Origin of the sequence: Bradyrhizobium ottawaense (assembly GCF_900099825.1) — a bacterium.
In the GTDB taxonomy this organism is placed as follows: domain Bacteria; phylum Pseudomonadota; class Alphaproteobacteria; order Rhizobiales; family Xanthobacteraceae; genus Bradyrhizobium; species Bradyrhizobium ottawaense_A.
This window is the reverse complement of record NZ_LT629693.1, coordinates 1,418,859-1,433,061: the sequence shown is the minus strand read 5'-3', so window position 1 is coordinate 1,433,061 and position 14,203 is coordinate 1,418,859. Positions and strand designations below refer to the sequence as shown.

The 14,203-nt window shown below is 63.2% G+C and carries 11 protein-coding genes; 6 read left to right on the top strand and 5 right to left on the bottom strand.

Annotated elements, in window-relative coordinates:
- Positions 1-49: 49 nt before the first annotated feature.
- Together BLR13_RS06760 and BLR13_RS06755 are read left to right on the top strand one after the other, a co-directional pair.
- Positions 50-706: a GntR family transcriptional regulator gene (locus BLR13_RS06760; protein WP_074826147.1), complete on the top strand. Its 657-nt coding sequence runs from the start codon at positions 50-52 to the stop codon at positions 704-706.
- A gap of 4 nt (positions 707-710) precedes the next feature.
- Positions 711-1,691, top strand: coding sequence for a quinone oxidoreductase family protein (locus tag BLR13_RS06755; protein WP_074826150.1), 981 nt, complete (start codon positions 711-713; stop codon positions 1,689-1,691).
- Positions 1,692-1,697: 6 nt separating this feature from the next.
- Here BLR13_RS06755 and BLR13_RS06750 read toward each other — a convergent pair whose 3' ends face one another.
- Positions 1,698-3,035: a L,D-transpeptidase family protein gene (locus tag BLR13_RS06750; protein ID WP_074826153.1), complete on the bottom strand. Its 1,338-nt coding sequence runs from the start codon at positions 3,033-3,035 to the stop codon at positions 1,698-1,700.
- Between the two features lie 323 nt (positions 3,036-3,358).
- On the opposite strand from BLR13_RS06750, the gene BLR13_RS06745 reads away from it, so the two are divergent.
- Positions 3,359-4,342: a Bug family tripartite tricarboxylate transporter substrate binding protein gene (locus BLR13_RS06745; protein WP_074826155.1), complete on the top strand. Its 984-nt coding sequence runs from the start codon at positions 3,359-3,361 to the stop codon at positions 4,340-4,342.
- Positions 4,343-4,429: 87 nt separating this feature from the next.
- A complete protein-coding gene (locus tag BLR13_RS06740; protein WP_074826158.1) occupies positions 4,430-6,079 on the top strand; it encodes an FAD-dependent oxidoreductase in 1,650 nt (549 codons plus the stop codon).
- Between the two features lie 130 nt (positions 6,080-6,209).
- Here the strand turns inward: BLR13_RS06740 and BLR13_RS06735 are convergent, their stop codons facing one another.
- The 4 genes from BLR13_RS06735 to BLR13_RS06720 form a co-directional block, all read right to left on the bottom strand.
- Positions 6,210-6,605 carry a helix-turn-helix domain-containing protein gene (locus BLR13_RS06735; RefSeq protein ID WP_027536503.1) on the bottom strand — a complete coding sequence of 132 codons (396 nt, stop codon included), beginning with the start codon at positions 6,603-6,605 and terminating at the stop codon, positions 6,210-6,212.
- 459 nt (positions 6,606-7,064) lie between these two features.
- Complete coding sequence (locus BLR13_RS06730) at positions 7,065-8,387, bottom strand: dicarboxylate/amino acid:cation symporter (RefSeq protein WP_074826161.1); 1,323 nt, start codon at positions 8,385-8,387, stop codon at positions 7,065-7,067.
- A 153-nt stretch (positions 8,388-8,540) separates the two neighbouring features.
- Positions 8,541-10,049 carry a sensor histidine kinase gene (locus BLR13_RS06725; RefSeq protein ID WP_074826165.1) on the bottom strand — a complete coding sequence of 503 codons (1,509 nt, stop codon included), beginning with the start codon at positions 10,047-10,049 and terminating at the stop codon, positions 8,541-8,543.
- Positions 10,050-10,176: 127 nt separating this feature from the next.
- Positions 10,177-11,451 (bottom strand): serine hydrolase domain-containing protein, encoded by a 1,275-nt coding sequence (locus BLR13_RS06720; RefSeq protein WP_074826169.1) that lies wholly within the window; start codon positions 11,449-11,451, stop codon positions 10,177-10,179.
- A 153-nt stretch (positions 11,452-11,604) separates the two neighbouring features.
- Here BLR13_RS06720 and BLR13_RS06715 point away from each other — a divergent pair, with 153 nt between their 5' ends.
- Entirely contained in the window at positions 11,605-12,519 is a 915-nt protein-coding gene (locus BLR13_RS06715; RefSeq protein ID WP_074826172.1) for a dioxygenase, read from the top strand.
- Positions 12,520-12,870: 351 nt separating this feature from the next.
- Complete coding sequence (locus BLR13_RS06710) at positions 12,871-14,184, top strand: CmpA/NrtA family ABC transporter substrate-binding protein (RefSeq protein ID WP_074826176.1); 1,314 nt, start codon at positions 12,871-12,873, stop codon at positions 14,182-14,184.
- Positions 14,185-14,203 lie beyond the last annotated feature (19 nt).

Genomic DNA, 14,203 nt, shown 5'->3' with positions numbered 1-14,203 from the left:
TTAATGTGTGCGCAATGCTCTTCTATGTATACACAAGGGAACCCCCGCGATGCGCGTCAGAACCAGCGATGCCCTGCGTAAGGAGCTCGAGGACGATATCGAGCACGGCCGGTTGTCGCCGGGCGACAAGCTCGACGAGCAGACTTTGGCGGAGCGCTTCGAGGTGTCGCGCACGCCGGCGCGCGAAGCCTTGTTGCAACTGGCGGCGGCCGGAATCGTGCGGCTGGTGCCGCGGCAGGGCGCGGTGGTCTCCAGCGTGTCGCCACAACTCGCGATCGGCATGGTGGAAGTGCTGACCGCGCTGGAAGCGGAAGCGGCCGGGCTCGCGGCCCGGCGGATGTCGTCGACCGAGAAGGCGGAGCTCGCCAAGTTGCATCTGGCGTCGCAGGCGGCGGTCAAGCGGCTGGACAGCCCGGCCTACATCAAGAACAACGCCGCCTTTCATGCGGCGATCTACCAGGGGTCGCGCAACGAATTCCTGGCCGAGCAGATCCGGTCGACGCGGTTGCGGATGCGCTTCTATCATCGCTCCAGCCTCTATCAGCCGGCGCGGCTGAAGGCGTCGTTCCAGGAACACGCGCGCGTCATGGAAGCGATCAAGAGCGGCGACGACGCGCTGGCGCAGCATTTGATGCGCGAGCACATCCTGTTCGGTGGCCGGGTGTTCGCCGACCTGATTGCCAATCTCACCAGCCGGAAGCCCTGAGATCATGAAGACTGCCGTCGTTCGCATTCACCGCCATGGCGGGCCCGAAGTGCTGCAATATGAAGAGGTCGACCTGCGCGATCCCGGTCCCGGCGAGGTGCTGCTGAAGCAAACCGCGATCGGGCTGAACTTCGCTGACACCTATCAGCGTGAAGGCGAGGCCGGGCCACATGATGCGGGCAACCTGCCGGTCGTGCTCGGCGGGCAGGGCGCCGGCGTGATCGAGGCCACAGGCGCCGGCGTTTCCGGCTTCAAGACGGGCGACAGGGTCGCCTATATTCATCCCGGCGCCTATGCCGAGCGGCGCGTCGTGCCCGCCGACAAGTTGCTGCATTTGCCGCCGGGGATTTCCGACCAGGTGGCGGCGGCGGCGTTGTTGCGCGGCCTTACGGCGGAATATCTGGTGCGGCGGCTCTATCCGATAAAGCCCGGCGATACCGCGCTGGTTCATGCGGCGGCAGGTGGCATGGGACTGTTGTTGGGGCAATGGGCGAAAGCGCTCGGCGCGCGGGTGATCGGCACCGTGGGCGCCGACAGCAAGGTCGAGATCGCCAAGGCGCATGGCTGCAGCGACGTGATCGTCTATAGCCGCGAGGATTTCGCGGCGCGCACCATGGAATTGACCGATGGCGTCGGAGTCGACGTGATCTATGACGGCGTTGGCAAATCGGCGTTCCTGAAATCGCTCGATTGCGTCAGGCCGATGGGCATGCTGATCAGCTACGGCACGGCGTCAGGCAATGTCGGCGCCTTCGACCTGCAGCTTTTGCATCGCAAATCCATCATCGTGACGCGGCCGACGCTGCGGACCTGGATCGCCAAACGCAGCGACTACGAGGCCGCCGCCACCGCGTTCTTCGACGCGGTGATCTCGGGCAAGGTCCGCGCCGAGGTCAACCGCAGCTATGCGCTGCAGGATATCAGGCGCGCCCATGAGGAACTGCACAGCCGGGCCACGGTCGGCCCGGCCATCATTATCCCCTAGGGGGATTTACTGGGTCATATGCGCCGTCAGCGGATGGGCGCTCGCCTTGTTGAAGAAGGCGGCTTCCTCGGCGGTCGCTTCCAGCAACTGTTCGTCCTGCGCATAGATGTCGTTGCGGAACTGCACGGTCTGGTCCTTGGTCATCCATGCCGTCAGATAGATCCAGGCCACCGGAACCTTCCTGGTGACGCGGATATCATGGCGCTCGCCGGTCGCAATCGCTGCATCGATCGCCGTGCGATTCCATTGCGGCTGATCCTTCAGCAGCCATGCTGCCAGATCCCGCACATTGTCGACGCGCGAGCAGCCGTGTGAATCGAAACGGTAGTCGTCGGTGAACAGGTTGCGCTGATTGGTGTCGTGCATGTAGACCGAATAGGAATTCGGCATGTCGATCTTGACGGCGCCGAGTGCGTTCCAGGTGCCGGACTGCTGACGCACCGTGAAGTTCGGCGTGTGGGCGCCGGACCAGTCGACCGAGTGCGGATCGATCGGCGCGTCGTTGGCGCCGAGCACGTCCATGTGCATGCGGGACAGATAGGTCGGGTCCTTGCGCATATGCGCGGAAATCTCGCTCTTGGCGATCGATGACGGCACGGTCCAGGTCGGGTTGAGATTGACGCTGGTGATATCGGCGGTCAGCGTCGGTGACGGCTTTTCGGTCTTGCCGACGATGACGCGATAGCGCCGCACCACCTTGTCGTCCTCGATGGCCTCGGCAAAGGTCGCCGGGATGTTCACGACCACATAGCGCTGGCCGAACGGAAAGCTGATGTTTTCGAGACGCGTCAGCGAGGCTTCGAGCTGCTTGATGCGCTTCTGGACGGGAACGTTGAGCGCGGCCAGCGTGCGCGGCGTCACCGTCCCGGTCAGCGCCAGGCCGTGGCGGGCCTGGAAACGCTTGACGGCCTCAGTGAGCGCGTCGTCGTACGCGCCGGACGCCTTGTCGGCGGCGAGATCGCCGCTGACGATCAGTCGCTTGCGCAACAGATCGTCATTCGGTCCCTGGACGCCCAAGGTGAATTTCGCGTCGGCGGGAATGGTCGGCCATCCGCCGCGCACCGCCAGATCCGAGTAACTCAACGCAGCGTCGCGGATGCGCTGCGCGCTGCCTTCGTCGAAGGTCGGTTCATGCGACAGCGCCAGCGCGGCGGCTGAGCGCGATTCCGGCGTCGATGCAGCTATGGCGGGCTTCGGCGGAGCGGCATGTGCTGCCGGCGCCGTGCCCGCCGGTGCGGCCTGAAGCGGTGCTGCCGGTGAACCTGCCGCAGATCCGGCGCCTTGGGCAAACGCCGGCCCGGCCACGAGCATGGCGGCCATGGCAACGATTGTCATTCTCTGCATGTCGGACTTCCCTGATGTCAGGCTTGCTGGGATGCGCGCGATGCGCGGGAGTTGAAATGAAATATCCGGCCGCTCGGGCGGAACTGGCCGGGGCGGGCTGCTCCACGACGGCGTTCGGCAAGATTACCCCGTGAGAGTTGCATTAGGATTAAGTTTCGGTTGCGGCTGTTGCACTGCCGCAAAACCAGGGGCCCCGAATCTGAAGGCTCATGTGCGACGCTATTCCCGTTGCCGCGATTGGACTTTTGTCTCCTTTGATATGTCGCCGCGGCAGCTATGGTGGTTCGCAACAGAATCTAGAAAAGCGCGATTGGGAGAGCGGCATGCGACTAACGCGCCGGGAGGCCATTGCGGGCTGTGGCAGAGCGCTGGCTTGCCTCGTGGGTTCGTCGGCCGTGGCGCAATCGGCCTATCCGAACCGGACGATCAAGATGATCGTGCCTTATCCGGCCGGCGGCACCACCGATCTTCTCGGCCGGTTGATCGCCGATCAGCTCAAGACCGGTCTTGATGCAACCGTCATCGTCGAGAACAAGCCGGGCGCCGGCACGACGCTCGGCGCCGATCAGGTCGCCAAGTCCGAACCCGACGGTTACACGCTGTTGATGGCGACCTCGACCACGCTCGCTATCAACAAGACGCTCTACAAAAAGCTGCCTTATGACCCCGCGAAGGATTTCGCGCCGATCGGTCTGGTCGCCGGCGTTCCCTTTGCGCTCATCATCAATCCCACGATCCCGGCGAAGACGCTGGCCGAATTCATTGCCTACGCCAAATCGAAACCGGGGCTGGCCTACGGCTCGGCCGGCAATGGCAGTCCGCAACATCTTGGTGCCGAGATGCTGAAGTCGGCGGCGGGTATCGATATCAGGCACGTGCCGTATCGCGGCAGCGTGCCGGCCATGCTCGATGTGATCGCGGGACACATCCCGTTCATGGTGGTGGATTTGCAGCCGGCGCTGCCGCAGATCCGCGAGGGCAAGGTGCGCGTGCTCGGCGTCACCACGCCAAAGCGCGTTGCCGCGGCGCCCGAGATTCCGACGCTTGCCGAAGCCGGACTTCCCGGCTTTGAATTGGTCGCCTGGCAGGGCGTGGTGGCTCCGTCGGGCACGCCGCGCCCGGTCATCGACGCGCTGGCGGCGCAGATCGCCAAACTGATGGCCGATCCGGCGACGCGGGACAAGTTGACGGCGATGTCGCTGGAGCCGCTGCCGCCCTCGACACCGGATGGTTTTGCCGCTTACATCAAGACCGAAATCGAGCGCTGGGCGGTGATCGTGAAGAACTCCGGCGCCGAGCTCGAATGACGCCAATAACGACAAGAGACAAGAACAACAAGACACACCAAGAAGTCTTGAAATGACTCGACCCGCGGGCGCGACGCCGTGCACGACATGAATGATCCCGATGTTCTGATCGTCGGCGCGGGACCGGTCGGGCTCACGCTTGCGATCGATCTCGCGTGGCGTGGGATCGCCGTTACCGTGGTGGAGACGCGCGCGCCTGCCGCACCGCCCGAGCCGAAATGCAATCACGTCGCCGCCCGCACCATGGAGATTTTTCGGCGGCTCGGCCTCGCCGACAAGGTCCGCAATGCCGGATTGCCGGCGGATTATCCGCACGACGTCAGTTACCGCACCTCGTTCACCGGTCAGGAGCTGACACGGATTCATATTCCCTGCCGGCGCGACCGTTTCACGGCGACCGAGGGTCCCGACTGCAACTGGCCGACGCCGGAACCTCCGCACCGCATCAACCAGATTTTTCTCGAGCCGATCCTGTTTGCGCATGCGGCCGGGCAGCCGCGCATCCGCATCATCAACCGCACCACGGTCGAAGACGTCGTGGTCGCCGACGACGGCGCGCGCGCCAGCCTGCGCGACCTCGACACCGGCACGGTCACGCCGGTGAACTGCCGCTATCTGATCGGTTGCGACGGCGCGCGCTCGATCGTTCGCAAGGCGATCGGCGCCGAACTGTCCGGCGATGCCGTGATCCAGCGCGTGCAGTCGACCTACATCCGCGCGCCCGGGCTGATCGATCGCCAGCAGACCGCGCCCGCCTGGGGCACCGGTTCGATCAATCCGCGCCGCTCCGGCATGGTCTATGCGATCGACGGCCGCGAGCGCTGGCTGGTGCACAATTACCTGAGGCCGGGAGAGGGCGATTTCGACGAGGTCGATCGCGATGCCTGCCTGCGAACCATCCTCGGCGTGGAAGACGGTTTCAACTACGAGATCATCTCGAAGGAGGACTGGTATGGCCGCCGGCTGATCGCCGACAGATTTCGCGACCGCTGCGCCTTCATCGTTGGCGATGCCGCCCATATCTGGGTGCCTTATGCCGGCTACGGCATGAATGCCGGCATTGCGGATGCCATGAACCTTTCATGGTTGCTGGCGGCCCACCTCAATGGCTGGGCACCATCGGCCATTCTCGACGCCTATCAGGCGGAGCGCTGGCCGATCACCAGCCAGGTCTCGCGGTTTGCGATGTCGCATGCGGAAGCTGAGATCCGCCGCCGCGGTTCGGTGCCCGACGAAATCGAGCAAGCGGGACCGGAAGGTGAGCGCGCGCGACGCGAGGTCGGCCGTCTGACCTACGAGATCAATGTGCAGCAATATGCCTGCGCCGGACTCAATTTCGGCACCTATTACGATCGTTCGCCGATCATCGCCTATGACGGCGCCGCCCATCCGGCCTACACGATGGACAGCTACACGCCATCGACGGTTCCGGGCTGTCGCACGCCGCATCTGTGGTGCAGGGACGGCGGCTCGCTCTATGACGCGATGGGGCCGGAGTTCACGCTGTTGCGGTTCGATCCCGCGACCGACGTCGCCGCACTCGACGTCGCTGCCCGCTTGCGGGGCGTGCCGCTGAAAGTTCTCGATGTCGAACGTCCGGACTCAGCCATCTACGATGGCGACAAACTGGTTTTGTCCCGGCCGGACCAGCATGTGGCCTGGCGCAGCAACAAGCTACCCGCCGATTCTCTCGCGATGATTGATCGGGTCCGCGGTGCTGCAATCCAGGCGCGATAGCGGCCATAGCGTTTTCGAGCGAAGCATGCCCTCGGACTTGATCCGTGGGTGGATGCCGGTTCGCGTAAAGAAAACGCGTCAAAACAAAAGACTAGAGCCCGGTTCTGATGCAATCAGAACCGATAAGGCTCTAGGCTTCGTTGGCGGCAATCGATTCCATCAGGGACACCAACTGACGCTGAACCGTCTGGTCCTTGATCTTGCTGTAGGCGCGCAACAGCCGAAGGCTGAACGAGCTGTCGAGGAACAGCAGGCTTTCGACTTCCCGCGCCTTGCCGTCGCCGTCGTAGAAGAACGTCACCGGCACGTCGAGCGCAGTGGCGATCTGCTGCAGACGGGCAGCACCGACGCGATTGACGCCCTTTTCGTACTTCTGGACCTGCTGGAAGCTGACGCCGAGTTTGTCGCCAAGCTCTGCCTGCGAGATCTTTTGTTCTACACGCCGCAGGCGAATCCGCTTGCCCAATTCAATGTCGGGTTTGCCGGCACTGCGCTGCTTCATCTTCTTTGCTGCTGCTCTGGTCATTCTGGTTTTACCGCCCTTCGATCGCGAAGCCCTGGCGCAATGGGGTCAGGGATTCATCCGTTACCGCGTTAAGTTCGTATCGACCCGTGAATTCGCCGTAAGAACCACAGGAGTCCTGAGAGACCACCGGATGGCAGCCAACCGCACGTTGCGTTGGGAGCATCCTGATACCGGCGTTGCTGGCCAGATGCGGCCGTCGACGCCCGGGGTGCATTGACGAAACCCCGCACCCTACATGTGCCAAAATATCGACCAAACCACAACTACCGCGAGTTGGATCGACACAGATTCTGAGAGCATGCTTACTATTCGGGCCCACCGGCCCATCCATCCACAAGGCCGACCGGCCTGTCCAGCGCCTCGATATCGGTACTACTACGGAGCCGGCAGGCCGACATCGGCGGGACTGATGGAGTCATCAGCAGCGCTGATGCCTCCCTGGTGCTCGCCCGACGCTCCTTAGCCCGCCGTGACGTCGACCACTTCAGCGCCGTCGAGCACGCGCCGCGCCTTGTCGCGGTCAAGATCGTTTTCCCATGCCGCGACGACGACGGTCGCCACGCAGTTGCCGATCAGGTTGCCGAGCGCGCGGGCCATGCCGATGAACCAGTCGACCGACAGCACCAGCACGAGGCCGATGGCAGGAATGCTCGGCACCGCATTCAGCGTCGCCGCCAGGATGACGATCGCCGAACCGGGGACGCCATGCGCGCCCTTGGACGTGATGAGCGAGACGCCGAGCACCAGCAGCAGGTCGCCGAACGACAGCGGCGTGTTGGTGGCCTGCGCGATGAACACGACCGCCAGCGTCAGATAGATCGAGAACGCGTCGAGGTTGAATGAGTAGCCGGTGGGGATCACCAGGCCGACGACCGAATCCTTGACGCCCATCCGTTCCAGCTTGCGCATGATCTGCGGGAGCACGGCGTCGGAGGAGGCGGTGGCGAGAACGATCGTCAACTCCTCACGCAGGTAGGACAGGAATTTGAGAATGTTCAGCCCGGCCAGCGCCATTACGCCGCCAAGCACGCCGAAAACGAAGATTGCCACCGAGACGTAAAACAAGGCGACCAGCGACAGCAGTTGCCTGAGCGAGCCGACGCCGTACTTTCCGACGGTGTAGGCGACGGCACCAAGCACGCCAAGCGGTGCGACGCGCACGATCAGGCCCATCGTGCGGAACAGCACGGTCGACACCGCGTCGATGAAGGAGGTGATTTTTTCGGCCTTTTCGCCGCCGACCAGCGCCAGGCTGGTGCCGAACAGGATCGCGAAAAACAACACCTGCAGCACGTCGTTGCGCGACAGTGCGTCGAACGACGTCGTCGGGATGACGTTCATCAGGAAGCTGCCGATGCCGCCGCCCTGCAGCTTGTGCGCATTGTCGGCGTAGTTGCTGAGCGCCTTGGCATCGAGCGTCGCGGTGTCGATGTTCATGCCGTGGCCGGGCCCGAACAGATAGGCGAGCAGCAGGCCTACCACCAGGGCGATCGTGGTCATGACCTCGAAATAGACCAGCGCCTTGACGCCGACCCGTCCGACCTTTTTCAGGTCGCCGGCGCCGGCGATGCCATGCACCACGACGCAGAACACGATCGGGGCGACGATCATCGAGATCAGCTTCAGAAAGGCGTCGCTGAAGATCTTGAGCCCGACCGCGAAGTCGGGCGTGGCCATGCCGAGTGCGATCCCGAGCATGAGGGCCACCAGCACCTGGACGAAAAGGGAGCTGTAGAGCGGCTTGCGCGCTTCCGTTGGTGCCGGTGCTGCGATCGTCGACATGGCTTGCTTCCTCCGGTTGGTTTCGGACTAAGCGGAGCAAACTATGTGCCAAAAAGGTGCGTGGCTCGCGCCATCGGAAAGCTGCGCGAAAGCGCCGGCCCGCCCGCACCATCGGCCGCTCAAGGCATTGCCTCGATTGTAGAATCGGACCGGTCAACCCTCGTTTTCGAGCGCGCAGCTTATCGTGTAGACGACGCCATGGGGCAAAAAATCGACGGTGGCCTCGCCGCCGAGCTGGTCGCGCGCGCTGCGCTCGATCAGCCGCGATCCGAAGCCGCGCTGTACGGGGGCCGTCACGTGGGGACCTCCGGCCTCGGTCCAGACCATCCGCAGCTTGCGCCCGTCGCTTTCCTCGAGCACGTCCCAGCCCAGGGCGACAGTGCCGGTGTCGTTCGACAGCGCGCCGTATTTTGCCGCATTGGTCGCGATCTCGTGCACAATCATCGACAGGATCACGGCGAGCCGCGGCGACAGCGGCACCTTCGGGCCGGACATTCGCATCCGTTCCGGGCTGTTGAGCAAATGGGGCCGCAGCACCCGCGCGACCACGTCCTGCAACTCGGAGCCCTGCCATTTCTCCTGGCTCAGCAGATTATGCGCTTCCGCCAATGCTCCGAGCCTGCCTTCGAATTTCTCGCGCTCGGCCCGGCTCGCGCTGCGGAAGGTTTGCGTGGCGATCGACTGCAGGATCGCGAGCGTGTTCTTGACGCGGTGGTTGAGCTCCTCGATCAGGAGATCGTGCAGCATCTCGCCACGGGCGATCGCGGCGGCCATTCGCACCGCAAAGGCGAGGCCGACCATCAGCAGGACGCCGCCGATCACGCTGGTGATGGCGAGACTGCGCCATAGCGGTGCGACCAGCGAATTTTCTGCAATGCCGGCGGCAACCGTCCAGCCGGTCAGCGAAGAGCGCGCCACGCTGGTGATCAGCGGCACGCCCTCGAGTGACACCGACGAAAACGTCGCTTCGGGGGTATGGAACAGCTCTGCATAAAGCGAGGGCGATGCGCGCTTTCCCATCGTATCCAGCGGGTTCGGGACGCGGGCGAAAGTGATGCCTTCGCCGTCGAAGATCGAGATCGTCCAGTCCTTGCTGGGACGCTGCTGCTCGATCATGTTCTGGAAAATCTCGATCGGCGGGCTGAACGAAATGTCGTAGATGACCTCGTCGTCGCGAATGACCGGCACTTCGACCGTCACGATCATGCGCTTCTTGACCGCGCCGATGAACAGGTTGGAGTAGGCTGGCTTCTTTTCCGCAAAGACCTTGTCCACGATCTCGCGGTTGTTGCGTAGCGGCAGGTTGGTCGCGTCGGATGTGGCGGAAGAGAATACCTGGCGGCCTTCGCGATCCGCGACCAGCACGACGCCACCTTCGGCATATTGGTCGAGAAAGCCTTGCGCGATGCGGCGGAAGCCGTCGAAGTCACGGTCACGCAGCGCATTCGTCAGCGAAAGGACCTGCAGCGCACCGGTCATGCGCTGCATTTCGGCATCGAGCACCAGGCGAATGCTGCGGACGGTTTCCCCGACGCGCTGGGTGGCGTCGCTGCGGTCCTGTTCGTAGTTATTGTAAACGATGCCGGCCGCGAAAAGGATCAGCGGCAGCGTGGTTCCCGCGACCAGAAGGGCGAGACGCACTGGCAGTGAGAGCTTTGGCAATACATGTTCCGGATCGGCGCCCAATTGCCGGGAGCATAGGAGAAGCGGTTGAAACCGCCAAGGAAATTAGCCCGAAGTGGCCGGGTTCCACGACGGCCGGCTTGTGCCGCGGAACCCGGATTTGCCGTCAGAGATTACTGTCGGTGATCGCGGCATAAACCATCGTGCGCAGTTCGCGCCGCAGCGGATAGGCGCTCGATGGCAGCACCTGCGTCATGAAGATGGTGATCAGCTCTTCCGCCGGATCGATAAAGAACGACGTCGTCGCAGCACCACCCCAGTTGAATTCGCCGGGGCTGCCGGCAATCAGCGTCTGCGCCGGGTTCATGGTGACGGCAAAGCCGAGACCAAAGCCGATGCCGTTATAGGTGGCTTCCGAGAACATCGAGCGCGACATCGCCGGCAGGTCGACGCCGCCGGGCAGGTGGTTCGACGCCATCAATTTCAGCGTCTTCGGGCCCAGCAGCCTGACGCCGCCGAGCTCGCCGCCATTGAGCAGCGCGCGGCAGAAGGTGAGATAGTCGGCCGCGGTCGAGCACAGGCCGCCGCCGCCGGAGACCAGCGAGGGAGGTGACAGGAACGAACTCGTGGCAGGGTCGTCCTGCAGCGTCAGCGTGCCCTTGCGATCGGCGGCGAGCGGATTGAAGCCGCCTTGCGGGTCGGCCGAATAGCAGGCCGCGAAGCGATGGGCCTTTTCCTTCGGCACGAAGAAGTCGGTGTCGTTCATGCCGAGCGGGCCGAGGATCCGCTCTTTCAGGAACTGCTCGAACGGCATCCCGCTGATCTTGCCGACGAGATAGCCGATCACGTCGGTGGCGACCGAATAGTTCCAGGCCTCGCCCGGCGAAAATTCCAGCGGAATTTTGGCCAGGTCCTCGATCATCGATTGCAGCGTGCCGGCCTTGATCACTTCGCCGATCTTGTTCTCGCGATAGGCGGCGTCGACATTGGAGCGCTGCTGGAAGCCGTATGTCAGACCAGAGGTGTGGCGCAACAGGTCGACGATCAGCATCGGCCGCGACGGCGGCCGGGTCAGAAACGCCGGGTAGGTGCCGGCCTGGAACACGCCGAGGTTCTTCCATTCCGGAATGTATTTGTGGACGGGCTCATCGAGCGCGACGCGGCCTTCCTCCACCAGCATCATGAAGGCCACCGACGTGATCGGCTTGGTCATGGAGTAGATCCGGAAGATCGTGTCGTCCTTGACCGGCACCTTGCGCTCGACGTCGGCGAAGCCCTGCACCGTCGAGTGCACGACCTTGCCGCGGCGATAGACCAGCAACTGCGTTCCGGGAAAGCGGCCGGCATCGACGTAGCGCTGCCTCAGGTGATTTTCGAGACGGTCGAGCGCCGGCTTGGACATTCCGGCGGATTCGGGCGAGGCGGGGGTGGGGGCTAACATCGGGGGGCTGATCTCCGGCAGGCTGGGTACCGCCCCTAGATAGCCGAAAAGTGTAGTCCGTTCGAACGGCCCGAGCCTGCCCTTGGGATACCCTTGGGCCGAACGGTGCTATAGGCTGGCAGAGCCATTCGCGTAGCCCGCAGGACAGCCAAAATGACCCAGTTCAACGAGACCGAACTCACCGCCGCCGTGATCCGCAGCTTCGACGATACCCCCGATCCGCGCGCCAAATTCCTGCTGCAGGAACTGGTGAAATCGCTGCACGACTATGTCAGCAAGACCGGCCTCACCTTCGAGGAATGGGAATACGCGATCGATTTCCTGACCCGCACGGGGCAGAAATGCACCCCGATCCGGCAGGAGTTCATTCTGCTCTCCGACGTGCTCGGGGTGTCGATGCTGGTCGATGCCGTCAACCACCGCGAGCGCGAAGGCGCCACCGAGACCACCGTGCTCGGCCCGTTCTATGTCGGCGAGCACAAGGTGATGCCGCACGGCACCGACGTATCGGCCAATCTGCCCGGCGAGCGGATGTTCGTGCAGAGCCGCGTCACCGATCTCCAGGGCAAGCCGCTGGCCAATGTGCCGGTCGACATCTGGCACGCCGATGACGAAGGCTATTACGATTCACAGCGGCCGACCTATGCGACCGAAGGGCCTTCGTCGCGGGCGCGCTTCGTCACCGACGCCGATGGCCGGTTCTTCTTCCGCACCATCCTGCCGTGCAGCTATCCGATTCCGACCGACGGCCCGGTCGGCGAGATGATCATCCAGACCCGCCGCCACGCGATGCGGCCGGCGCATGTGCATTTCCTCGTCAATGCGCCAGGCTACGAGCCTTTGATCACGCACGTCTTCATGGATGGCGACAAATATCTCGATTCCGACGTGGTGTTCGGGGTCAAGGACGAGCTCGTTGCCAGAATCGAAAAACGCACCGACGCGCTGATGCCGGATGGCAAGCCGGCGGAGGTTCCGTGGCACCTGATGACCTACGAATTCCACATGAAGCCCGGGCAGGGAGCCGCACCGAAGCCGATGGCGGCGAAGGCCCAAGAACACGCTTGAGAATAGGCCTGAGAACACGCTTGAGACACGCCTGAAGCCACCTTGGAAGCACCTGCTCAATTCTTGTGCGCCGCACAAGAATTGAGCGAATCGCAAATTTTGAATGCTGGCACCGGTTTCGACGCCGCGTCGCCTAACTCATACTTCACTGAAATATATAAGTTTTTTGCGCTGCAGTAGGCTTGGCACGATGCTTGAATAGCTTGTGCTGACGCCATTGATGCCGTCCCTTGAGACCAATCATCCGAATTGTAACGCCGCAACCCCGGGGCTTCCCCGGAACGCGCCCCTATGCGCCCCACGGTTTTGCCAAACGGACGGCCCGCTCAGACGCAAAGGACAGCGATACCCATGACGAAGCCCACCCTTCCGACCCCACGCGGCCTCAGCCGCCGTCAGCTTCTGAAAGCGACCGGTGGCACGGCAGCCTTGCTCGCCGCGGCCAAGCTCAATTTCCCCGCCGGTGCTTTTGCGCAAGGCGCGGGTCCGGAAGTGAAGGCCGCCAAACTCGGCTTCATCGCACTGACGGACGCTTCGCCGCTGTTCGTCGCCAAGGAGAAGGGCATCTTCGCCAAATACGGCATGCCCGATGTCGAAGTGCAGAAGCAGGCCTCCTGGGGCACCACGCGCGACAACCTGGTCCTGGGCTCGGAAGGCAATGGCATCGACGGCGCGCATATCCTGACGCCGATGCCGTACCTGATCTCGTCCGGCAAGGTGACGCAGAACAACCAGCCGACGCCGATGTACATCCTGGCGCGGCTCAATCTGAACGGCCAGTGTATTTCCGTTTCCAAGGAATACAGCGACATCAAGGTCGGCCTCGATACCGCGCCGTTCAAGGTCGCACTCGAAAAGAAGAAGGCCGGTGGTAAAGCGATCAAGGCCGCGATGACTTTCCCCGGCGGTACCCACGATTTGTGGATCCGTTACTGGCTCGCCGCCGGCGGCATCGATCCCGACAAGGATATCGAAACGATCGTGGTGCCGCCGCCGCAGATGGTCGCCAACATGAAGGTTGGCACCATGGACTGCTTCTGCGTCTGCGAACCCTGGAACCTGCAGCTGATCCATCAGGAGATCGGCTATACCGCGATCACGACCGGCGAACTCTGGGACAAGCATCCGGAAAAATCCTTCGGCATGCGCGCCGCCTATGTCGACAAATATCCGAAGGCCGCCAAAGCACTGCTGATGGCTGTCATGGAAGCGCAGCAGTGGTGCGAGCAGGCGGAGAACCGCGAAGAGACTGCGGCGATCTGCGCCAAGCGCCAGTGGATCAACTGCCCGGTCGAGGACGTCACCGACCGCATGAAGGGCAAGTTCGACTACGGCACCGGCCGTGTCGTCGAGAACTCACCGCAGCACATGCGCTTCTGGAAGGACAACGCGTCGTATCCGTACCAGAGCCATGACCTCTGGTTCCTCACCGAGGATATCCGCTGGGGCAAGTATGAAGCCGGCTTCGACACCAAGGCGCTGATCGCCAAGGTCAACCGCGAGGATCTCTGGAAGGAGGCCGCCAAGGAGCTCGGCGTTGCCGCGGCCGATATTCCGGCCTCGACCTCGCGCGGCAAGGAGACCTTCTTCGACGGCAAGGTGTTCGATCCCGAGAATCCCGCTGCGTATCTCAAGTCCCTGTCCATCAAGCGTGTTGACGTCTGATCCCGGCCGGGCCGTGCGC